This is a genomic window from Pseudomonadota bacterium, assembly GCA_018823135.1.
Classification (GTDB): domain Bacteria; phylum Desulfobacterota; class Desulfobulbia; order Desulfobulbales; family CALZHT01; genus JAHJJF01.
Map to the genome: position 1 here is coordinate 22,862 of JAHJJF010000061.1, position 22,563 is coordinate 45,424.

A 22,563-nucleotide genomic window follows, 5' to 3' on the forward strand; every position below is an offset into this window, starting at 1 on the left:
CGAACAGGTAAAACATTTCTTAATTTACAATAATAGTTGAGCTGGGCGAGCTGATCAGTCCAAAACGACTGGAGTTCAATGTATCAACATACTTCAGTATAGCTGATTACATTGAACCTTATATCTTCAGCTTAACTGGTGAAATATCCAGGAGTCATATCAACCGTTTTTCTTTTCAAATTCATCCATGTACTGAACGAGTTGTTGGATTCCTTGTTTCGGGAAAGCATTATAGATCGAAGCGCGCACACCGCCAACGGACCGATGGCCTTTTAATCCGTCAAGACCGATTGCCGTCGCCTCGGTGATGAATTTTGCTTCAAGCTCCGGTGTGGGCAGGTTGAAGGTGACATTCATCCGCGAGCGGGAAGAAACTTTAGCATGTCCTTTATAAAAATCAGTTTTATCAATTGCCGCATAGAGAAGATCTGCTTTTTCCTGGTTCATCGCATCCATTACCGAAATACCGCCAAGACCTTTGAGCCATTTTAAAACCAGCCCAATGGTATGAATCGCAAAACACGGTGGGGTGTTATACATCGAGCCTGAATCGGCGTGGGTTTTATATTTGAACATAGTCGGAATATTTTCAGGGACGCGATCGAGGAGATCATCCCTGATGATAACCACTGCGCAACCAGCAGGACCCATGTTTTTCTGTGCACCGGCAAAGATAATCCCAAATTTGGATATATCAATGGGAGTGGACAAAATATCTGACGACATATCGCAGACCAGTGTTTCATGGGACGGGAAAGAATGATACTGCGTTCCGTAAATAGTATTGTTCGAAACAAAGTAGAGATATTGAGCCTCAGCAGGCACAGTGTAATCGCCTTGTTGCGGCACATGATCAAAAACACTGGATTCGCTGCTATAGGCAACATCCACATTACCGAAAAGTTTTGCTTCTTTAATGGCTTTTTTGGACCAGACCCCTGTATTCAGATAACAGGCGGTCTTGTCACTGGTGAGTAAATTCATCGGCACCATGGCAAACTGCGTGGAGGCGCCGCCCTGCAAAAATAAAACTTTATAGTTGGCTGGGATGGATAAGAGAAGGCGAAGGTTAGCCTCTGTCTCATCTGTTATGGCAATGAAGTCTTTGCTGCGGTGACTCATTTCGATGAGTCCGATTCCCTTGTTATTATAATTGATAATATCTTTTGCAGCTTGAGCAAGCACTTCCTGTGGAAGGGTTGCCGGACCGGGACTGAAGTTGAAAATTCTATCTGGCATCATATCCTCCGTTGAATGATGAAATATATATAAAGTCGTAAAAAAAGCCGTTAGTTTTGTATCGCCTTTAAAATGTTCGTCTTGGGCGTTTACAGGTTGCAGAATTATCAGCAATGCTTAATAAAACATGTTAATTTACAGGATGAAAGAAGTTTGGACAATCTAATTCATCTTTAATAGAAGTCTTTTTCAAAAAAATTCAAAGGTATTTAAGTTGATATCATTTAGGATTTCGTAAATATACTACGAGTTCGAAACATTATTCTCCCATAATAAAATATATCTTTTGAATCATGTCCCAAATACCCCAGGCCATAGCCATCATCGGGCCGACAGGTGTCGGAAAAACCGATATATCACTTGAAATTGCCGAAAAATTTGCAGGAGAAATAATCAGTGTTGATTCCATGCAGATTTATCGACACATGAATATCGGTACTGCCAAGGCAACATTTGCTGAAAGGGCGAGAGTTCCTCACTATCTCATAGACATTGTCGACCCGGATGAAGAGTACAATGCAGCAAATTTTACCCGAGATGCCCTGATCGCAGCAAAACAAATTCATGCGAAAGGCAAAATCCCCATTTTGGTGGGCGGCACCGGGCTTTATATTAAATCTCTTCTTAAAGGCATATTCGATACAAAACCTGTTAACCATGACTTGAGGGCATATCTTAAAAAAGAACTGCAGGAAAAAGGAAGCGCCGTACTTTACCAGGAACTTGTTACTTGTGACCCCGCAGCCGCGCAAAAAATCCATCCAAACGATCACTACAGGATACTTCGTGCCCTTGAGGTCTTTAAGACTTCTGGAACGCCTCGTTCTCTACATTTTGAAAAACAGGAATATGAAAATCCATTCAAGCGCGTATTAAAAATCGGACTCACCTGCATAAATCGTCAAACCCTTTATGATCGAATCAACCAACGCGTAGAAATGATGATTAAGCTGGGTCTGATCGACGAGGTTAATACACTTCTTGAAATGGGCTATTCTCCAGACCTGAAGCCCATGCAGTCTATTGGCTACCGACATATGGTAAATCATATTCTGCAAAAATGGACACTGGATGAAAGTCTGAACCTCATGGCCAGAGATACCAGACGATATGCCAAGCGACAATTTACCTGGTTCAATGCCGACCCGGAAATCGTCTGGTATGAAAACAACCAGCAGGATATGATTATCAATCAAATTAATAATCATATTAATTAACGTAAAGACAGCTAAATAAATACAATACTTAATGTAACAGATAACATGAAAACAAGTTTTTTCAATAAAGTATGGAAGCAAAAAGAATACGATCTGGATAAATTCAGAATTCTTGCAGAAAATACCAATATCCCGGAAACCATACTCGCTATTCTTTTTAATCGAGGATTGACCACTCCGGAAGAAATTGAATCCTTTCTCGAACCGCAGCTCGCCCATCTCCCTTCGCCATTTTTAATGAAAGGCATGGCCGAAGCATCAGAAATCATCATACAGGCCCTGGAAGAAGCACGCATTGTCTGCATTTCAGGCGATTATGATGCTGACGGGGTCACTGCAACAGCAGTTTTGTCTCTTTTTTTTCGTGAAATCAATCTCGATGTTTTAACATTTCTCCCGGACAGAAATTTACACGGATACGGCCTCAACAAAGATTCACTACAAAATCTCTATAATGAAAGTCTCAAGAAAGGGTGCAGCAGCCCGGTTCTCATTTCAGTTGACTGCGGCATCGCAAACTCCGAGGAGGTTCTTGCCGCAAAACAAATGGGATTTACGGTGATCATAACCGACCACCATCAACCGCCTGGAAAACTCCCGGATGCAGACGTTGTGATTAATCCATTGCAGGCGGGGTGCACGTTTCCGTTCAAACATCTCGCCGGAGTGGGTATTGCATTTTATCTTGCAATGGGAGTCCGTAACAGACTCCACGAAAAAGGTTTCTGGAATGGAAACCGAATAGAAGCCACTAATCTTAAAAAATACCTTGATCTGGTCGCCATTGGAACAATCGCGGATATGGTTCCGCTCATCGGCACCAATAGAATTCTTGCAAAAGCAGGGCTTGAAATACTCGCAAAACCCGTAGGGGTTGGAGTTAAAATTCTCTTAGAAAAATCATGCGGCGCCAATACCCAGATAACTTCCGAGGATATTTCCTTTCAGGTCTGTCCCCGAATCAATGCAGCCGGCAGACTTAAAAATGCTCAGATTGCTTTTGATCTGCTGACCAGTGATGACATTTATGAGGCCGAAATTCTGGCAATAGAATTGGACCAAATCAACACGGAAAGAAAGGCAATAGTTAATGAGATAACCAGTAGAGCAATTGCAATGGCCGATAAAAAAATATCAAAAGGGCACAGTTCTCTGGTTTTGTATGATCCAGACTGGCATAACGGGGTTTTGGGGATTGTTGCATCACAAATTGTTAATAAATACAATCGACCGACAATTGTATTAAGTGATTCCGGTGGAATGATAAAGGGATCAGGAAGGTCAATAGAGGGATTAAACTTATACAAAACACTCCTGGGTTGCACAGAAATATTGCATAAATTCGGGGGGCATGAATCAGCCGTTGGTCTTTCTGTTTCAGCTAACAATATACTATTATTAGAAAATTTATTCGAAGAGGCAGTAGTTGCTCATTTAAATGATGAGGAAATACAAAACCCGAGGCTCTTGATTGACAACCAGGTAGATATTGCAGAGGTAATGCACACAGGTTTTATTGAATTGTATAAAAAAATTGAGCCGTTTGGGCTGGGAAATGAAGAACCGGTGTTTATGACAAATAAGAATGTAACAATTGCCGATACACGGAAGGTAGGCGCTGACAGTCTGCAATTTTCAATTAACGAAAATAATCGACAGTATAAAGCCTTTGGTTTTGGCATTGGCAGTCTCAATGAAACATTACCAAAAAAGTTTTCCCGGTTGGCATATTGTTTACGGCCCAATACTTTTCGAGGAATCCGCAAGTGGGAGATACGGGCAATCGACATCATCACCAACTCAACACCTTGATTTTATTTATATTTATTTAACTATACATAATATACATTATGCGACATTACGATAATGATCGAACAATTGAGGTGAAATCTCAGGTTTTGTGTAAATCTTTAACCGAGCAATTTCAGAGCTTTTTTGGTATAGCAAATCCACAAAATCGTAAACCACTTCTGCAAGCGATAATTCCAATTCAATTACTAATTTTCTGAATTAAGCCCCTGGAGAATGCGAATGAATCGAACCATTTATCAAGAGCCACTAGTAAGTCGCTACACCAGCCCTGAAATGCAGGGACTTTTTTCCGAACAGACAAAAATTGAAACATGGAGAAAATGCTGGATAGCCCTGGCTGAAGCTCAATGCGAACTTGGGCTTTCCATGGTCACACCTGAAATGGTTCAGCAGATGAAGGCAAACATTTCTGACATCGATTTTGAGCTGGCATCGCAAAAGGAAAAAGAAATACGCCATGACGTAATGGCCCATGTTTATACTTTCGGGGTTAAATGTCCACTCGCCGAACCCATAATTCACCTGGGGGCAACCTCTCAGTTTGTCGGCTGCAACACCGATCTCATTCTCCAGAAAAAAGCCCTGGCAATTATCAAAAAAATGCTGGTAAACGTCATTGCCAACCTCAGCCGTTTTGCCGCAACCCATAAGGCCTTGGCAACCCTTGGCTACACCCACTACCAGCCAGCTCAACCAACTACCGTTGGCAAAAGAAACACTTTGTATATCCAGGACTTGCTTATAGACCTTGATTATCTGGAAAATCTCGAAAAGCAGATTAAGGCCCGTGGAGCCAAAGGAACTGTCGGCACCCAGGCCTCTTTTCTAGAATTATTCAAGGGCGACCATGAAAAAGTCAGAAAACTCGACAATCTCGTTGCAGAAAAACTCGGATTCGACAAGGTCTTTGACGTGACCGGCCAGACCTATACCCGTAAGCTTGACATGAAAACCGCTGAAACCCTTGCTGGCATTGGCGCCACCGCCCATAAATTTGCCGTTGACCTTCGCCTGCTTTCAAACCTTAAAGTCCAGGAAGAACCGTTTGCACAAGGTCAGGTCGGCAGTTCGGCAATGGCATATAAACGCAACCCCATGCGATCCGAAAGGATGACCGCCCTTTCCCGTAAACTTTCAGGCCTGGTAGCAAACTTTGACGCAACCTATTCCAATCAATGGTTTGAACGCACATTAGACGATTCCGCCATACGACGAATGGATATCCCACAATGCTTCCTGCTCACCGATGCCATACTAAAGCTGTTTCTTAACATTACAAGCGATATGGTTGTTTTTCCGAAACAAATTGAACGCTACATCGCCCAGGAATTACCTTTCATGGCAACTGAAAAAATACTCATGGCATGCGTTGAGGCAGGTAAGAGCAGACAGGAAATGCATGAGGTAATAAATAAACATTCCATTGATGCCGGCAGAGCCGTAAAGGAAAAAGGCCTTGATAATGATTTATTGAACCGTCTTGCCAAGGACCCGCTTATTCCTTTTGATAAATACGATTTACATAAAATGATTGTCTCTAATACCAACAGCTTTGTGGGTAGAGCCGTGGAACAAACCGAAGATTTCCTCAACGAGGTGGTGGAACCGAGACTGAATAAATACAAAGAACTTCTCGGTGGGCTGGATTCTCAACTCTCCGTGTGAACCACGCCTGCTTGTGACGCATGATATCTCTTGTTCTTTTTAAAATAATGAAGCAGGTTTCAATTGGCAAAAACACTTCCTGTCTGGCACCGAATTCCATTACGAATAGCCCCGGAAAGAATATATTTTCTGCGGTTTATACTCGAAGGATATGACGGCCTGGCCATACTTTCAACCCTGGACCAACATGCAGGCGTCGTCGAAATTCGATTTCCGGAATCCGCATCACAAGTTTTGTTTGGACTCCTGGAAGACATCGCCCCTACCCTTTTCAATCAATCAAGAAATCCCAACCTGTAAGAATTTTTCATGAAACGAGTTTACATTGAAACCTTTGGCTGCCAGATGAATGAACGTGATTCTGAAATCATGTCGCAACTTCTTGTTTCCTCCGGTTATATCGAAACCTTTACCATCACGGATGCAGACCTTGTATTGGTAAACACTTGCAGCGTGCGGGAAAAAGCAGAACAAAAGGCTTACAGTCTCCTCGGGACCCTTAAAAAAATGAAGGTGGCCCGACCATCTCTGCTGGTTGCAGTTGCCGGATGCGTTGCGCAGCAGGACGGAGCCGGTATGCTCAAACGAATGCCCCATGTTGACCTGATTATCGGGCCTCAAAACATTTACCGGCTGCCGGAACTTTTGGAAAAAGCATCCGATCAAACCCCTAAAAAACAAATTGCGACCAACCTTTCCAATTCTTTTGTTATTCCGCCGTTTCTGCCGAATATGAAGAACCAGTCAACATTCAAACGGTTTGTCACCATCATGCAGGGTTGCAATAATTTCTGCACCTATTGCGTAGTGCCGTTCACCCGCGGCCGTGAAGTAAGTCGCAAAAAAGATGATATAATTAATGAAATAAAACATTTGATTGATAACGGGATTAAAGAGATTACCCTGCTCGGACAAAACGTCAATTCCTATGGATTGGATCGTCCCAACGAGCAAGACATAACCTTTCCTGATCTCTTGCGAGCTGCTTCTGAAGTAAAAGGGCTTGAACGTATCCGCTTTACAACCTCTCATCCCAAAGACCTTTCAGAAGATCTTATGCGCTGTTTTCAGGAAATTAAAACACTCTGCCCACATCTGCATCTACCTGTTCAATCCGGGTCAAACACAATCCTCAAACAAATGAACAGAAAATATACCATTGAGAAATATCTTGATAAAGTCTCTGAACTTCGGAAATATAATCCGGAGATAGCCATAACCACGGATATCATTGTTGGGTTTCCGGGTGAAAAAGACGAAGATTTTGAAGCCACCATGCAATTACTTGAATCTGTTCGCTACCATGGGGCTTTTTCTTTTAAATATTCAGACCGGCCTCATACCAAATCCGCATCTTTTTCAGAGAAAGTCCCTGAAAATGAGAAAACTTCCCGGCTTGCAAGACTTAAATCCCGCCAGGATGAAATCAACCTGGAACGACATCGCCAATACATCGGCAGAAAAATGAAGATCATGATCGAGGGAACTAGTAAAGCCTCAGATGGGCAATGGACCGGCCGAACCATGACCAATCATATTGTGAACTTTGACGGAAATCCTGATCTTCAGGCAGGACAAATCATCACTGTGATTATTACCGAAACCTGCCAGAATTCTCTCCAGGGAAAACAGACAAATGATTTTAATGGATAAATCCTTGTTAACTGTTTAACATTTACTAAATTCAAAATGACGCCCGATCCTGTCGGCAGATAATCAATTCATTAAAAAAATCAACAGAATTAAAGGACGATACGATGATTGATCTTCATACCCATACTTTTTTTAGCGACGGTGAACTTGTTCCAGCCGAACACCTGAGAAGAGTCGAGGTTCTTGGTTATGAAGCCATAGCCATTACCGATCATGCCGACTCATCCAACATGGATTTCATCATTCCACGAATCGTCCGGGCGGCCAATGATCTTAACAGGTATTCAACAACCAGACTTATTCCTGGAATTGAACTCACCCATGTGCCACCAGGTATGTTTGCGGAGCTTGTTCGCAAGGCAAGAGAACTCGGGGCGCTGATTGTCGTGGGTCATGGAGAAACCGCAGTAGAACCCGTGACACCGGGTACCAACAGGGCTGCAATTGAATCAGGGGTTGATATCCTCGCCCACCCAGGATTTATAACCATTGAAGAAGCAACCCTTGCCGCCAAAAAAGGGATTTACCTTGAGCTCAGCGGCCGCAAAGGTCATTCCATTACCAACGGGCACGTTGCTCAAACAGCACTTAAAGCCGGGGCAGCCCTCATGGTCAATGCCGACGCCCACGGCCCCGGCGATTTTCTTACGGATGAAAAAGCACGCATCGTCGCCCTCGGCGCCGGATTATCTCCTCAGATGTATGAAAAAATCAGAAAGGACATGTCGGCTTTTGTAGCGGCGTTATAACGGTCGGACGCGTATACCGCTTCTAACTTCTTGAGATCATTAGGAGCGATAATTCAGTCTTGGACTTTTTACGAAGTCATCATAGTTGGAAACTTTCCACGGCAGATAAACGCAATACTTCTAACGACGGAAATATATCTAAAGGCTCTAAACGCTTTGCTATGAATTTCCAGATTTAAAACAAGACGTTGCATGAAAAATTTAAATATACCTCAGGTTATTTCTCCGCTACGATAAAATCACGCATTTGATGTGCTAAGTCCGGATTTCTTTTTTTCCCAACCATCAGATAAAAAAACGTATCAAGAGGTTCAAGAAATAATCCTGATACTATCAATAGTAAGTTAAAGGGAAACGTTCAAAAATGGGTGACACGCTCAAAATTTTCATTCGCAAACTCGGAGATATCCGGTTGAGCTGTCCTTACTGCATGGACCATAAGATTATTCCTGGTGAAAAGATTAAAGGGGAACATAAAATTCGTATAATATGTTCCTGCAAACATGCTTTTGACGTGGAATTCGAGTACCGCAAGAAAACCCGCAAGAACGCCTCTCTGGACGGTCATTTTGAAAAAATCGATCCCCTTATGGCCCAGGACTCATCACGCAGGAGTAAAACCAGCTGGGACCTGGCTTCCATCGCCAATCAGCATTCAAACTGTAAAATAAAGAATCTTTCCGTTGACGGTATCGGTCTTACATCAAATTATAGCCATACAATTAAAGTCGGCGATCTCTTGGAAATCATTTTTACCCTGGATAATTCTTCGGCAACCATCATGGAAAAGATCTACACTGTTCGCTCTGTGGAAGATAATTATATGGGCTGTGAAATATATCTCCACGACCTGCAGGATAAAGATCTTGCCTTCTATATCCTTTCCTAGGACCCGGCATATTTCATTAGCAGCGGCAAACTTTATCAATTCATCAGAAAAAACTATCGCAGAAGAAGCAGTGCCCAACAGGAATGGAATCAGCCATGACTTCTCTCCAACCCTGCCCTGTGCCAGTGATAAAAGGTTATAGGATATCAAACCGATGGTCATGCAAAGTTCCCTTATCAGGCTTTCGTGTTTTCACCTGTTAATCAGGTTGTAACTTTTTCGATAATCCTGCCCGCCTTATCAAAACGGCAGGCCAGCACATCCGGATCATGATAAAAAGTAAACCAGCAATTCTTATCTCGATAATCGGCAATATATTTTTCCTTAATCTGCAGGTTTTCCGAGTTGACCAGATTCTTGAAATTAATATCCCAGTAGCTGTGCGATGCCCGGCTATTTGGGTGCAGAACATCATACCATTCATCTTTTTGAACCAGATACCGGGCATTTGCAAAAGAAAGCCTCTGCCTGCCATCCGGATCAAACATTTCCACCCCTCCTGCATGGTCAAAATCACAGTGGGTGAGTACGACATAATCAATCGCAGTACTGTCAAGCCCAAGTTTTTCAAGCTCTGCCGGGATATTCCAGTCGCAGGTCACTTCATAAATATTTTTCTGTTTTTCCGAAAGTTTGTTACCGAGCCCGGTATCGACAAGGATCAAGGCATCAGGGGATTTGATGAGCAAAACGGCGTTGAGCATCAAAATATTATTTGCCGAAACAGCGGGGATTTTCTTTTCCCAGAGCACTTTGGGAACTGCACCGAACATCGTGCCACCGTCAAGCATGAATTCGCCGCCGTTTAACCAGTAAATTTCTAAATTGCCAACGGAGAGTCTGTTATACATTTCAGGGCTGTTCCAGAAAATTAACGTTTCGATCTTGTTGATAATCGAGCAAGCAACGGGGTACAAAATTCACGAGACCCCATGGAAAGCGAACCCAGCGAGATCCCAGAAAACACTCGCCCGGCAGGTATCACTCAAGGATCTATTTGAATTTATTATGTTTTTTTTAACAGTGTTTTTTTTGCTAAACCATCAAAATTCAATATTCGGACGCATAATAAAGGACAGATCGTTTTTTTCATCATCACGAAGATATCCTGAATATTTGCGATTTGCTTCCCATATATATCCGATGTCGATAGTGAGTGCGGCAACTTTTTGCATCGGCCATTTCTTGCTGACAAAAAAGGTATTCTGAACAAGATTCATCTCTGCCGCATCAAACTTCAGGGTAAATTCAAAACCGCTGTTCTGCATCAGTGAAAGCCATGAAGCCTCATAATCTATGCGGCTCCTGCGCAGGGATACATAAAAAACATCCGTAATATATTGATTGCCGTGCATCTTGCCGCCAACCCGGAAACTCCAGCTGAGACGCTGTTTCTCAACCTTGCGATCCCCTTTGATTTTCCACTCGAGCTCCAGCCAGTTATCGCTGATTGCATCATTATCCTTGATATGGTAATTGCCGGCGCTGATCAGATAGCCCATATATCCTTTATTAGGGACAAGCCCTGTCTCACCCGGCTTGCGGAAACTTATGACATTCCCCAGAAAAATCGAAAAGGCATACGGTTCTTCAAAGCCTGCGGTTACTGCCTGGATCAGATTAATATCGCTTGATGCCTCAGCATCATCATAAAAATCCTCATAATTATTTTTGATAAACAACCCCAGGCAAGGCAAAGGATTGACACTTGCTTCAACAACTGCAAATCTTGGCACATAGGAACTGTAAAACAGATCCCGGTAAATCTGGAACTCACTTTTCTCACCGGCAAATGCTATGGGCTTATCGGTCAGACTGACATAGAGGCCGACATTTGAATAATAGGCGTCAAGCTCATACTCAAAAGATACGGTTTCAGTCTTTTCCGCTTCTTCTGCTCCGGCGGTTATTGAAGTCATCTGTAATATAACCAGCAGGCTCATAAGCAGTGACAGGGAAAATGTATTGAAATCAGCAAGAATACTCATATGTAATCAGAATAACCCAGCTCCTCTTTCGGGGCAAGAACGCTCTGGGCTGAATAAATGGTTATCTTCTTGAAAAGAATACTATTTCTTACTAGGCTTATATATATTGTAATGGATTAACAGCAATATACCGTATTCACCCTGACTCTATCCATGAATGTAATAATTCTGGATCCAAAAAACTATGATAAAAAAAGTCAAAGTTGAACAACTTGCGCCCGGGGTCTTTATAAAAGGCTTTGACTGCGGATGGATGGGGCATCCCTTTCTGTTTAACAGCAAACTTATCACCAGTGAAAAAGCCTTGGAAAAACTTCGCTACTTCGGGATTCGAGAGGTATTCATTGATACAGAAAAAGGTCGTGATATTGAAGATGCTCCATCGGAAGCCGAACATAAACGCCAGATAGATCAAGAAATCAGAACAATGGTAAATGACGATGTTTCGGAAGCCATCAACCATATTCCATTGCAGGAAGAAATTACCCAAGCAACGTCAATAAAACGGGAAGCAACGAAAGTCGTCCGTACCATAATGGCCCGAATCAGGCAGGGTAAAAACCTTGAACCGGATCAAGCGCATGTGCTTGTAAGAAAAATCGACGAATCAATTTCCCGCAATAAAGACGCTCTTGTCCTTCTTCTTCGTCTGCGCAATAAGGACAATTACACTTTTAATCATTCCGTGGGAGTCGGCGCTCTCATGATGTCTTTTAGCAAACATCTCGGTTTGAGCAAACAACGCACCCATGAAATAGGTCTGGGGTCGCTTCTGCACGATATCGGCAAAATGAAGATCCCTGTTCAAATACTCAATAAGCCAGGCAAACTCTCGGACCTAGAATTTGCCGAAATAAAGAAACATGTTCAGTTCTGTGGAGATATTCTCAGCGGCACAAAAAAAATCCCTAAGAGAGCTGCTCTCGTTGCACTCCAGCACCACGAACGCATTGACGGCAACGGCTACCCACAGGGATTGAAAGGCGATGACATTTGTCTCGGCGGTCAGATGGCGGCAATAGTTGATGTTTTTGACGCAATCACCTCGCGGCGTTGCTATCGAAACGGTCTTGATCCTGTTGACGGCCTTCGTCGCTTGTATGAATGGAGCAAATATCATTTTGATGAAATGCTTGCGCATCGATTCATTAAACACATCGGCATCTATCCGGTGGGCACGGTGGTTGAACTTGAAAGCGGCATGATCGGCGTGGTAATCGACTCAACCGAACACCTGCTCAAACCGGTTGTTTCCGTGGTTTATAACAAAAAGAAGAATTGGCCGGTCTCACCTCGAACTATCAATCTTGACAAACCTTTCGGCAAAGGCGGTGCTGACAAAATAATCAGTTACGAATCCGCCAGACGCTTTAACATCGATCCCTTTAAAATGCTTGGGCTCGAAAGATAATTCAGTCAAGTTTTCCTTGAAGCCCTGTGTGCACCGTTTGTTGATGTTGACCAAAAAAAACAGCCGGGAAGAATTCTCTCCTCCCCGGCTGTTTGCCTTTTAGTCAAATTTTCAGATTAACATCATATCTTTGGTGAAGGCACATCGTCACCGTGGCATTCCATGCAGTTTTCTTGTGAAGTAATGCCATATTCTTTGACATTACTGCCATGTGTTGGCTTATACTTACCATCCTTCCAGTCATTAAGAAGAGTGACGGTTTTCATTGCAATATCCGCCGACAACCTGGCGCATCTGTCTTTTCTCTGAGGACTGGCAAAGCTTACGCCTTCTTTTTTCATCCATTTGCCCACGGATATATGACAAAGCGGTGAGGCGCTGGCATTAACGCTTTTAAACTGTGCTTTGGGCTGTTTCGGTTTATAAATCGGCAACTGGGTTTCCGTATACCATGCAATAACGTCATTTAATATCGGTTCGGTGTCGTGACCGCCAATAAGTCCTGTAGCAATGCCTGCTCCATTTAATGAACCGCAGAGAGTTCCCCAGCCGACAGCACCGCCGTGTCCCCATTTAAAAGCCATTAAAGGCAGAGAGGAATAGGGTTCACCAATTTCCCTTTGTAACGGTTGCAGAATCCCGCTGACTACGGCAAAACAACAAAACCCTTTATACCAGTTTTCATAGGCGATATTGCCTGCTTCCTGCGGATCAATCTTTTTGTATCCCCACGGGAAAGTCGCCGGCTTATTTGCTAAAACAGTCGTGACGACTCCGGAAGTTCCAAGAGTCAGAACTGCGGCACCAACCGCAAGCTTCCCCGCCCCAATCAGTGCTTCCCTTCTGGAAAGATCGCATTGCTTTTCACTCATTTCTGGTTCACCTCCAAAGTATGAATTTATATTCTTTCCGAAATAATGATTCCCGGAAATCCTAAGTGGCAATTAAGTTCCCCGCGTCAGGAAAATCTCCACACCTCGATTCCAAGTTACCGGGATGACTCGTTGGTCTTGTTAAAAAACTCGTATATTCCGAGTTATCATGTATGGGGGTTCTTCACCACCCCGGGGGAAGGAACTTAGGGAGTGGTGAAGAACACCGACTTTGCCTGCAACAAGTTAAACGGGGAAGAGAAACCTGGTGCAGGTGGGAAAAAAGAAAGTAAGCTATCACCTATCACATCCATGGCGATTCAGTGAATGTGGCAAATTGTCGCAGGGATGTTCAAATAATAAGAATTTGTTTGATAACACGGGACTTCCGGGCTATTAATAATCTTGTTTTTTACATGATCAACCCCTTATTACCGCGGCAGTATCAATTTACATATTCAGGAAATGAATATGTTTTTCTTGAAAAACTTGTTGAAAAAATTCTTCCCTGCAAAGAATTTGAAGCTTCGAGCAACGAAGTTATCCCCTTGAGAATATTTAAACCATGACCACATCCTTTCTGACAGAATCACAATCACCCTCCCGTATCGCATTTTCATGGTTATTGCATCTTCGATGGGGAGCTTTAGCAGGTCAGGCGCTGATCATTTTTCTCGTTTATATATTCTTTGAAATCAACATCCCGATTCCAACTGTTGCGGCACTCATTCTTTTTGGCGCCGGATCCAACCTTTTCTTTTATTTTTTGATACAGAAAAAATCAGTTATTTCCGATTGGCTCACCGGCGTTGTGATGTTTCTGGACATAATCCTTTTGACCGTTTTGCTTTCCCAGACCGGCGGCCCGATGAATCCTTTTACGTTTCTCTATCTGGTGCACGTCGCTCTGGGCTCAATTCTCATGAAGGCACGCTGGTCATGGGCGCTCACAGTTTTTGCTATTCTTTGCTATGCAAGTGTATTTTACATTCCCGCATCACTCCATTTTCTACACAATCCGGAAGTAACCGGAGAATTATGCCATGATCCGGCTCTGGTCAGCCATGATATGACCCTGCATCTCCAGGGGATGTGGGTAGCCTTTGCGGTAACCGCCCTGTTTATAGTTTTTTTTGTCGGTAAGACTCAAAAAGCCCTTGATGAACATCAGGAAACAATCGCCAGGCTGAGGGAAGAAAAAAACAAGAATGAAAAACTTGCGGCCCTGGCGACTTTATCCGCAGGAGCAGCGCATGAGTTTTCAACTCCATTGTCAACCATAGCTGTTGCTGCAGGAGAAATGCTTCATCATCTGAAGAATAATCAGGGGGATCAAGAACTTATCGATGATACAAAACTTATCAGATCGCAGGTTGATCGATGTAAGGAAATACTCTATCATCTGGCTGCGGATGCTGGTAATCCCCTTGGAGAAGCCCTTGAAGAATCATCCACCGACAAACTGATCAATAACATTTTGATGCAATTCCCTGACAAGATTCGTGAGAGAATTGTGTATCATAACCAGACGATGAATGCCCTGTTCCATTTCCCCCAACGAACCCTCATTCGTACCATTAAAGGGCTCCTGAAGAACGCACTTGATGCCGCAGAGGACAACTCTTCGATAATTCTTACGAGCAGACGGGATGCAGTATATCTCTATTTTGAAGTAGAAGACCAAGGAGTAGGCATGGATCAGGAGATTATTGCCAAAGCCACAGAACCTTTTTTTACTACCAAAGAAACCGGCAAGGGGATGGGGTTGGGACTTTTCCTGACAAAACTTGTGGCCGAACGTCTCGGCGGCAGCGTTGAAATTTATTCGCAAAAAAACAAAGGAACAAAAGCGGTATTAAAACTTGCCTTGAATAAATTAGACCCTTTATAATTGTAATAGCTCAGAACCTAAAGTCAGAAATATACATTGCGATACGAATTCGTGACACTTGTTCAGGTCAGGAACCAAAGTGAGACTGCCGGAGCACCGATGCAGCTCTGTTAAGCAGACCACCGAGGTAAAATACAGAATGGATCTGACTTGTGGTGCTGTTTAAAAAAATAATCAGGATTTTGTACAGTCATGGAAACAATTCTACTTGTTGATGATGAAGATTTCTTCAGGGAACGGCTTGAGCAGGCGTTCACCAAACGCGGCTACACGGTGTATGCCGCTGCCGATTATGTTGATGCGCTGGTGGCCATTAAGGTGCATAAACCTGCAATGGCTGTCATAGACCTGAAGATGCCCGGAAAATCAGGTCTTGAAGTAATTAAGGATGGACTGAAAATCCACCCTGATTTAAAAATTGTCGTTCTCACCGGATATGGCAGCATTTCAACGGCAACCGATGCCGTTAAACTTGGCGCTGTCAACTATCTTTCAAAACCTGCTGATGTTGATGATATCCTTCATGCTTTCACCAAGGACCCAGATCTTGCACCGGATGTAAGCAACACTGATTTTCCCCCCCCTTCCCTTGCCCGTGTCGAATGGGAACACATAAACAGAGTGCTGGCTGACTGTGATGGTAATATCTCAGCCGCCGCCAAAAAACTCGGACTCCACAGGAGAACTCTTCAACGCAAATTATATAAATACGCGCCGAATGATTGATTTGTAAAATCTCCGCAACAAATTATTTCCCTTTTCCCACTTAATAACAACCTGAATATGTTTTATCTTTGCCAACTTTCCAGCTCCGATATTCGACTTCAGAAAAACGACATAAATCTGCGGAACAAATGATGCTCAAACACTGAGATGGCCATATACAATGCGGGAGGCTAGGAAACAGAAGACAGGGTGCGCCTGCCGTTATTAAGGATATTTCGGATTACCATTGATAAGTCCTTCAGATCAATGGGTTTGATCAAAACCTCCTTGATGCCGAAATCTTCGGGAACAATAGTATCCAGGATTTCCGCGTTCCCGGTAATAAGCAGGACGGGCAGACCCGGCCTCATCGTCTTGATGGCGTTAGCCATTTCAACCCCGGTAATAATCGGCATGGTCTGGTCGGTAATTACCAGATCATAAAAAAATGATCGCTGTTTGAATTCATTCAAAGCTTCCAATGGGTTATTAAAAATATTGACTTCATACCCCAGACTTTCAAGCCCTCTTTTCCGCATCTCGAGAAGCGGTATTTCATCATCCACCAGGAGTATTCGCTCGCCGTTGCCTTTAATTGGTTCAATGTCAATCTCAAGTGATTCATCAACTTTATCAAGAAGGCGCGGCAGATACACCTTGACTAACGTCCCTCGCCCAAATTTGCTTTCAACGTGGATAACCCCTTCATGTTTTTTCACGATACCATGTACAACAGCAAGCCCCATGCCGGTTCCCAAACCCGGTGCCTTGGTGGTGAAATACGGCTCGAAAATACGAGGCAGAATCACAGGATCTATGCCGGCGCCATTATCCTGAACCGTAAGCAGAACAAAACCGCTATCTGATATGGGTGCAACTCCGCCTGCCTCCTCAACTTTGTCAACAATGGACAATTTGATCGACAATTTGCCGCCGTGCTCGCGCATCGCATGATATGCATTGGTGCTCAGGTTGATGATTATCTGGTGAATTTGGGTGGGATCGGCATAAATATTACCACAGGCAGGATCAATATCATGCTTTATGGAAATTGTTGAGGGAAGAGTTGCGCGAAGCATTTTAATCGCTTCTTCGATAATCAAATGGACTTCAACGGAGAGCTTTTTCTGATCTCCATGTCTGCTGAAGGTGAGAATTTGTTTTACGAGATCCTTGGCCCTGTTGCCGGCTGCGATAATCTGATTGACATCAGAGTATACCTGACTGTCTTCATCTACATCTTCACAAATAAGATCTCCAAACCCCAGAATAGCCCCGAGAATGTTATTGAAATCATGAGCAATTCCTCCGGCTAGAGTCCCGATGGCCTCCATTTTCTGAACTTGTCGGAGTTGGGCTTCGGTTTGCTTTTTCTGGGTAATATCCCGGATAATCGCCTGAATTATTCCTTTTTCTGCTTCAATTATTTTGCTTCGGAGGTCTACGGTCAATAAGACACCGTTAGCTTGCGTAACCACTGTTTCCATATGGACCTTGCCATCTTCGACACTTTTCCGGACTTCGGTGATTCGTTTTAAGATTGCCTGCTGCGGGAGAATGTCTCTGATATTCAAGGTGATCAAAGTTTCATGGGGATGACCGATCAACTCCTGGGCCGCATGATTTGCGTCAAGAATATTCCCATCAAAATCATAGAGAATTATCGAATCAAGTGAGTCCTCAAAAAGGCGCCTGAAGCGAATCTCGCTTTCTTTAAGTGCCTGTTCCGATTTGATTCGATTAGAGATGTTTCCTTCCAGAAGCTGAATCATATCGGAATATTCTACAGTTCGGTCTTTTACCTGATGTTCAAGCTGGTCGTTGTACTGTTCCATCTCAAATCTCATGCTCAGCTCACTCATGAGAGATTGTTGGGTAAAATATTTGAGAATCAATAAAGTCATGAATGTTGACAGCATGAAGGCATTTGAAATACCAAATGTCTGATAATCATTTATGCGGTCGAACAGGAGCAGGGGCGTCAGATAAATCACATAGATCAAAAAGAGCGCCAAAAGATGGAAGTATAACCTCGCCGGGAAAAAACCTATGACAATCATGGATAAAATTATGTGACCGACATAATATGGTGAGACATGACCTCCGAACCGAAGGATCATCATTTCGATAACAATTGCGGCAAGCAGCATTGCGGCAAAACCGGATATTTTATGGACCAACGTTTTTTTGCTTGTACGATTTACATATGCGATTGATATCAAAGAAACAGCCACAACAGTGCGATAGAAAAAAAAGATCGTGAAATTTTCAGGCGTGCTGAAATAATCAAGAATTGCCAGAGACATGAAAATTAATGCCCCGATGTAGCAGGCCCTGCTGCACCAGATATGGAACAAGGCATTCATCTGGTTTGTAATATAATCTTCCTTGTTCATTCCGTTTCGATTTTCATCCGTAAATAATTCTCAAATGTCATGACTGATTCGGCTGTATCTGTTTGCCTTTGGCGAACAATTAGCCAAAGGCGCCGGCTGTTGTATTTTTACACTCCAATTTTACAAATCTCAGACAAGTCTATCTGAAACTTGTGCATTTTAAAGCCATTATTCATTGATTGTGAAGAGTTCATGAGAAATACCGGCTAGAATTCTCCGCCGACAATCATATACATGAGGGAGTGATAGGATGATAATACTAAAAAAACAGCCATGAATACTAATGAAATTGCGATTGAATATTTTCTAAAAATACTGATTGCATCATGCAGGCTCTGCTGTCCGGAAAATATCTGCACTATTGCCGGGACAATGCCGAAAAATGTTGCGGTCATCAGCGATGCATAGATAAAAAATCCGATATAATGAAACTCAGGCTTCAATATACAGAATGGGCAGTTATGAAATGGCATTGCATAAATGTAGGAAGAAAATACCGTGATGATCATCACCAGGGCAAAACCGAAAAACCACACCCAGCCTGCGGCGTAAAATATTCCTGCCGCCAACCGCCAACCGCGCCTGAGCATCACCCCGGTAACCAGCAGAACTCCCGCAGTGCCGTAAAAAATCGCCAGCATCGTTCCAACGGGCAGACTTTCCATAAGATTTGGGCCGGCATCGGCAGCAGTACTGAATACGACGGCGCAACAGGAGGTAATGATATCAGGCTTCAACCCCGCGATATACAGTGTTTGAAAAATGATGTCGGTAAACAAAAATGGAACGAGCAGTAAAAGATACACATACTTGAACTTTACCAGGGGATATTTTTCAGAGGTAATATCGAGCTTGTGGATGACAATCCAGAATCCATAGAGAAAAACCCCGGCCAACTTGATCAGCAATGCAGGCATGCCGAACGGATTGGCGAGCAAGGCACCGGTTGCACACATGGCGCCGACAATCACCTGGCAGAAATGATCGGCAGCCAGCACAAACAACATCAGGCTGATAATCTGAAAACCAAGGGCATAGGCGACCAGGGTTGACGACAGCCAGATTTCGCTCTCAAGTCGAATCTGGCGATTAGTATCACTTGACGGGTCCCAGAATCTGATCACCCGGATGGCGGTTCCAGCGGCGATTACCAGCAGAAACACAACAATCAAACTGCAAAATGTAAGAGTAAGGCTCCAGGAATTAAGAAACATCGATACGACCGTCCTTGATTTTAATTATTTGGTTCAAATCAGGGTGATCGGTAATAAGAGAATCATGGGAGGCAATTATGATCGTTTTGCCTGCAGCGCGCAGTGCGGACATGATTTCCATGAATTCCACACTCAATTTCGTATCAAGATGAGCCGTGGGTTCATCAGCGAGAATTATCGGCGGATCATTAATAAGGGCACGGGCAATGGCAACTCGCTGGAGTTCGCCGCCGGATATCTGGCCTGCCGGGAAATTCTCTCTATGCGTAATAGAAAGCTGTTCTATTAATCTTCGGGCGCGAGCTTTCCTTTCGGAAGGTGATATTCCTAGAGGCAAAAGCGGCAGGGTAATATTATCAAGAACGGTCAATTGGGGGAGTATATTAAATTGTTGAAATATGAAACCGATGGTCTGACGACGATGGATGGTGAGGAAACGGTCCGGCAATCTGGACAGCGCCTGGCCGGCAATTTCCGCCTTACCGCTGGTTGGCGGAAAAACACAGCCGATAATGGCAAGCAAGGTGCTTTTGCCGGAACCACTCGCACCTTGCAGACAGGTCATGGTATTGGGCTCAATGCGAAGGCTGACATTCTCTAAGGCCTTCACCTCGTTGAGCAGGCCCTGATTATAAATTTTTGTTACCGAATCAAGTTCTATAAGCATCGTATCAACGTATGGCTGAATCAGCGGGGACAATCGCGCACCGCCAGGCAGGTATAACCGTTGCCGCCAGATACGGCAGCACGGATATGCTGAAAATCAACAATAAATCACTGAAAGTTACATTGGGGAGTATTTTCAATGAAGGATAAATCACCGACCAGCCGAAAAGAACCGGCCTGAAGAGGGCGGCATCGAAAAAAGCAACATGGGCATATGCCATGGTGCAGCCGAGAATAAAAGCGAGAATCGAAACCAGGAAACTTTCCCAGAAACGGATAATCAGGATATCGTTTGTTTCCCAACCAAGGATTTTCAAAATGCCGATTTCCCGCCGTTCTTCCGGGGAAAGGCCTGAAGCTTTATCCCAGGCAAGAATAATAAAGGCGGCAAGGGCGGTGAGCAGACACACCGACGCAAAACCGCTCCGCCAGCCAAAAACAACCTGATAGGTTTTCATGATCTGCGGTTTGGTGATTACCCTGGTATCCGGCAGCAGGGATGCAATTTTTTGGGCAATTGTATTAATTTCTCTGGGATTCGAGACATAGATGCATAAATCGGTCACCATTCCTCCAGGAACTTTGAACAGATCTGCGGCGTCTTCAATGTTCATCGCCAGGAGATCCGCGGTGAGCATGTCGGTTTCATCTTTAAAAACACCGACAATCGCCAAAGATTTTATGGTCAGATCGGGTCTGAAAAATGAGATCACCTTTCTGTCCTTGAGGGCCATTATATCCAGAGCCGAATTGCCGACCACCACCCCTCCCCTTTCATCAGCACCGGGAAAGCGACCGTTTTTCAGGGTGAAACCGAGTTTGTCACCCATTGGCATCTTTGAAGCATCTAGGCCGATAACCGTATAGTTTGCCAATTTTGATTCGTCAAAATAATAGCCCCAGATCCTGGGAACAATTGTCCTGATCCCAAAAATTGTTGAAAGCGCATCTATATATGAAAGGGGAATAGCTTCCTGACGACCGGCAGACATTCGTTGAATGGTGATTTCTGGCGCATATTTAAGATTTTCCGCAGCAGCTCGGGTAAGGCCGGTATTGACCAGTTGCAACGATCCAAGAAGAAATATAACTGCGGCAAAAACCAATAGTACACTGATGTTTTTCAATTTTCGCCGCCACAGGGATGCCAGTGAGTAATCAAGCAGATTGATTTGTTTTTCGATTATTTTTTTCAGCATTGACGGCTTTTCTCAATCAACAGGATGAATAGGCGGATTATTGATAGTTCTTGTGACCGGCACCCAGTATGACCCGGTGGGAAAATGTTCAATGGCGCCGGGATGGTCCATGAATGGCGCCATGGGATCGCTGACGGCAGGATGACGGGTGTATCGGGCTTCTGTTGAAACACAAAGATCGGTGAGCCCCAAGGCGGATGTGGCAGTTGTCGAAAATTCCAATTGCCGGGTATGGTTTTTGCGGCTATGGGTGAAATGCGCATACAGGCCGAGATCGACCACTGCAAGAGATAAAAGACAAAATAAAAATATAAATGAAGGCCTCATGCCTTATTCCTTTGCAGAAAAGTGACAAGTAATGAGTAAATAGTGACGAGTTGTTTTCACTATTCACTATTCACTATTCACTGGTAACTTCTTGTTTTGGAGTACTCGCGTGATTGGCCATTATTAGTGTTGTTCGATTCTGACAAACATTTAATGTTTCATTTTCTGCCCTGAACGAAGAGTCTCAACGACATCGGGGGTAATTTCATCAAAGGCAAAAACTTGTTCCCCTTTGTGATCTTTAAGAAAAGACTCTGCGGCCATGCGAGTTGAAAAAGGTATAAGTTCATGCCCCATGGGCCCGTAAACATCACTGCCAATCACATAAAATGCCTCTCGGGCGTTGTGCCAGTGCAATGAATAATAATCCTTGACCCAGATTTCAGGAAAAGAATCTTTTGCCTGCCCCCCATAAGCCTCTGGCTGGAAATAATAGGCCAACAGATCTTTGACCCCGTCAAAAAATAAAACAACCCCCTGTTGCGTGTGAATCTGCGAAATAAAATTATCAAATTTAGCAACAAACATACCACACACAGGGCAACGCTCCCGCATATTCATCTTGTCAACCGGCTCAGCATACAAACCGGTTGCAACGGAAGTAAGGATTAGTAGAGAAGATACAATCACTCGAAAGAGTATTCTGGTGTAAGACTTCATGAGCACAACC

The 22,563-nt window shown here is 43.7% G+C and carries 19 protein-coding genes and 1 pseudogene; 10 read left to right on the top strand and 10 right to left on the bottom strand.

The window, feature by feature from the left end:
* Nucleotides 1–159: 159 nt before the first annotated feature.
* Nucleotides 160–1,239, bottom strand: coding sequence for a 3-phosphoserine/phosphohydroxythreonine transaminase (serC, locus tag KKE17_05825; GenBank protein MBU1709506.1), 1,080 nt, complete (start codon nucleotides 1,237–1,239; stop codon nucleotides 160–162).
* A 302-nt stretch (nucleotides 1,240–1,541) separates the two neighbouring features.
* On the opposite strand from serC, the gene miaA reads away from it, so the two are divergent.
* From miaA to KKE17_05860, 7 genes are all read left to right on the top strand, one after another.
* Entirely contained in the window at nucleotides 1,542–2,456 is a 915-nt protein-coding gene (gene miaA, locus KKE17_05830; protein MBU1709507.1) for a tRNA (adenosine(37)-N6)-dimethylallyltransferase MiaA, read from the top strand.
* Nucleotides 2,457–2,501: 45 nt separating this feature from the next.
* A complete protein-coding gene (recJ, locus tag KKE17_05835; GenBank protein MBU1709508.1) occupies nucleotides 2,502–4,268 on the top strand; it encodes a single-stranded-DNA-specific exonuclease RecJ in 1,767 nt (588 codons plus the stop codon).
* A gap of 219 nt (nucleotides 4,269–4,487) precedes the next feature.
* The gene (locus tag KKE17_05840) at nucleotides 4,488–5,933 is read left to right on the top strand and encodes an adenylosuccinate lyase (GenBank protein MBU1709509.1); all 1,446 of its coding nucleotides are present in this window, start codon (nucleotides 4,488–4,490) and stop codon (nucleotides 5,931–5,933) included.
* A gap of 93 nt (nucleotides 5,934–6,026) precedes the next feature.
* Complete coding sequence (locus KKE17_05845; GenBank protein ID MBU1709510.1) at nucleotides 6,027–6,233, top strand: DUF4911 domain-containing protein; 207 nt, start codon at nucleotides 6,027–6,029, stop codon at nucleotides 6,231–6,233.
* A 9-nt stretch (nucleotides 6,234–6,242) separates the two neighbouring features.
* On the top strand, nucleotides 6,243–7,586 hold the full coding sequence (miaB, locus tag KKE17_05850) for a tRNA (N6-isopentenyl adenosine(37)-C2)-methylthiotransferase MiaB (protein ID MBU1709511.1): 1,344 nt from the start codon (nucleotides 6,243–6,245) through the stop codon (nucleotides 7,584–7,586).
* Between the two features lie 104 nt (nucleotides 7,587–7,690).
* A complete protein-coding gene (locus KKE17_05855) occupies nucleotides 7,691–8,335 on the top strand; it encodes a histidinol phosphate phosphatase domain-containing protein (GenBank protein ID MBU1709512.1) in 645 nt (214 codons plus the stop codon).
* Between the two features lie 364 nt (nucleotides 8,336–8,699).
* Entirely contained in the window at nucleotides 8,700–9,224 is a 525-nt protein-coding gene (locus KKE17_05860; protein MBU1709513.1) for a PilZ domain-containing protein, read from the top strand.
* 203 nt (nucleotides 9,225–9,427) lie between these two features.
* On the opposite strand, the gene KKE17_05865 is transcribed toward KKE17_05860, so the two are convergent.
* Nucleotides 9,428–10,075 (bottom strand): MBL fold metallo-hydrolase, encoded by a 648-nt coding sequence (locus KKE17_05865; protein ID MBU1709514.1) that lies wholly within the window; start codon nucleotides 10,073–10,075, stop codon nucleotides 9,428–9,430.
* Between the two features lie 192 nt (nucleotides 10,076–10,267).
* On the bottom strand, nucleotides 10,268–11,212 hold the full coding sequence (locus KKE17_05870; protein ID MBU1709515.1) for a hypothetical protein: 945 nt from the start codon (nucleotides 11,210–11,212) through the stop codon (nucleotides 10,268–10,270).
* 184 nt (nucleotides 11,213–11,396) lie between these two features.
* Here KKE17_05870 and KKE17_05875 point away from each other — a divergent pair, with 184 nt between their 5' ends.
* Complete coding sequence (locus tag KKE17_05875) at nucleotides 11,397–12,623, top strand: HD-GYP domain-containing protein (GenBank protein ID MBU1709516.1); 1,227 nt, start codon at nucleotides 11,397–11,399, stop codon at nucleotides 12,621–12,623.
* A gap of 122 nt (nucleotides 12,624–12,745) precedes the next feature.
* Here KKE17_05875 and KKE17_05880 read toward each other — a convergent pair whose 3' ends face one another.
* Nucleotides 12,746–13,495 carry a C-GCAxxG-C-C family protein gene (locus KKE17_05880; GenBank protein ID MBU1709517.1) on the bottom strand — a complete coding sequence of 250 codons (750 nt, stop codon included), beginning with the start codon at nucleotides 13,493–13,495 and terminating at the stop codon, nucleotides 12,746–12,748.
* 565 nt (nucleotides 13,496–14,060) lie between these two features.
* Here KKE17_05880 and KKE17_05885 point away from each other — a divergent pair.
* Nucleotides 14,061–15,386, top strand: a complete 1,326-nt coding sequence (locus tag KKE17_05885) for an ATP-binding protein (protein ID MBU1709518.1) — start codon at nucleotides 14,061–14,063, stop codon at nucleotides 15,384–15,386.
* Nucleotides 15,387–15,578: 192 nt separating this feature from the next.
* A complete protein-coding gene (locus tag KKE17_05890) occupies nucleotides 15,579–16,112 on the top strand; it encodes a response regulator (protein ID MBU1709519.1) in 534 nt (177 codons plus the stop codon).
* A gap of 170 nt (nucleotides 16,113–16,282) precedes the next feature.
* Here the strand turns inward: KKE17_05890 and KKE17_05895 are convergent, their stop codons facing one another.
* The 6 genes and pseudogenes from KKE17_05895 to KKE17_05920 form a co-directional block, all read right to left on the bottom strand.
* Nucleotides 16,283–18,487, bottom strand: coding sequence for a PAS domain S-box protein (locus KKE17_05895; GenBank protein MBU1709520.1), 2,205 nt, complete (start codon nucleotides 18,485–18,487; stop codon nucleotides 16,283–16,285).
* A 206-nt stretch (nucleotides 18,488–18,693) separates the two neighbouring features.
* The gene (locus KKE17_05900; protein ID MBU1709521.1) at nucleotides 18,694–19,701 is read right to left on the bottom strand and encodes a hypothetical protein; all 1,008 of its coding nucleotides are present in this window, start codon (nucleotides 19,699–19,701) and stop codon (nucleotides 18,694–18,696) included.
* Complete coding sequence (locus KKE17_05905) at nucleotides 19,691–20,368, bottom strand: ABC transporter ATP-binding protein (protein MBU1709522.1); 678 nt, start codon at nucleotides 20,366–20,368, stop codon at nucleotides 19,691–19,693. Before KKE17_05905 ends, KKE17_05900 begins: the two co-directional genes overlap by 11 nt.
* Nucleotides 20,369–20,372: 4 nt before the next feature.
* Nucleotides 20,373–21,563 carry an ABC transporter permease gene (locus tag KKE17_05910; protein MBU1709523.1) on the bottom strand — a complete coding sequence of 397 codons (1,191 nt, stop codon included), beginning with the start codon at nucleotides 21,561–21,563 and terminating at the stop codon, nucleotides 20,373–20,375.
* Nucleotides 21,564–21,578: 15 nt separating this feature from the next.
* Nucleotides 21,579–21,767: pseudogene (locus KKE17_05915) on the bottom strand (hypothetical protein).
* A gap of 276 nt (nucleotides 21,768–22,043) precedes the next feature.
* On the bottom strand, nucleotides 22,044–22,563 hold a 520-nt coding region (locus tag KKE17_05920), incomplete at its 5' end, for a nitrous oxide reductase accessory protein NosL (GenBank protein MBU1709524.1).

Excerpts from the sequence above, each read along its gene's own strand:
- serC (MBU1709506.1), bottom strand. The coding sequence starts at position 1,239 with ATGCCAGATAGAATTTTCAACTTCAGTCCCGGTCCGGCAACCCTTCCA.
- recJ (MBU1709508.1), top strand. The coding sequence starts at position 2,502 with ATGAAAACAAGTTTTTTCAATAAAGTATGGAAGCAAAAAGAATACGAT.
- KKE17_05840 (MBU1709509.1), top strand. The coding sequence starts at position 4,488 with ATGAATCGAACCATTTATCAAGAGCCACTAGTAAGTCGCTACACCAGC.
- miaB (MBU1709511.1), top strand. The coding sequence starts at position 6,243 with ATGAAACGAGTTTACATTGAAACCTTTGGCTGCCAGATGAATGAACGT.
- KKE17_05855 (MBU1709512.1), top strand. The coding sequence starts at position 7,691 with ATGATTGATCTTCATACCCATACTTTTTTTAGCGACGGTGAACTTGTT.
- KKE17_05860 (MBU1709513.1), top strand. The coding sequence starts at position 8,700 with ATGGGTGACACGCTCAAAATTTTCATTCGCAAACTCGGAGATATCCGG.
- KKE17_05865 (MBU1709514.1), bottom strand. The coding sequence starts at position 10,075 with ATGTATAACAGACTCTCCGTTGGCAATTTAGAAATTTACTGGTTAAAC.
- KKE17_05870 (MBU1709515.1), bottom strand. The coding sequence starts at position 11,212 with ATGAGTATTCTTGCTGATTTCAATACATTTTCCCTGTCACTGCTTATG.
- KKE17_05875 (MBU1709516.1), top strand. The coding sequence starts at position 11,397 with ATGATAAAAAAAGTCAAAGTTGAACAACTTGCGCCCGGGGTCTTTATA.
- KKE17_05880 (MBU1709517.1), bottom strand. The coding sequence starts at position 13,495 with ATGAGTGAAAAGCAATGCGATCTTTCCAGAAGGGAAGCACTGATTGGG.
- KKE17_05885 (MBU1709518.1), top strand. The coding sequence starts at position 14,061 with ATGACCACATCCTTTCTGACAGAATCACAATCACCCTCCCGTATCGCA.
- KKE17_05890 (MBU1709519.1), top strand. The coding sequence starts at position 15,579 with ATGGAAACAATTCTACTTGTTGATGATGAAGATTTCTTCAGGGAACGG.
- KKE17_05895 (MBU1709520.1), bottom strand. The coding sequence starts at position 18,487 with ATGAACAAGGAAGATTATATTACAAACCAGATGAATGCCTTGTTCCAT.
- KKE17_05900 (MBU1709521.1), bottom strand. The coding sequence starts at position 19,701 with ATGTTTCTTAATTCCTGGAGCCTTACTCTTACATTTTGCAGTTTGATT.
- KKE17_05905 (MBU1709522.1), bottom strand. The coding sequence starts at position 20,368 with ATGCTTATAGAACTTGATTCGGTAACAAAAATTTATAATCAGGGCCTG.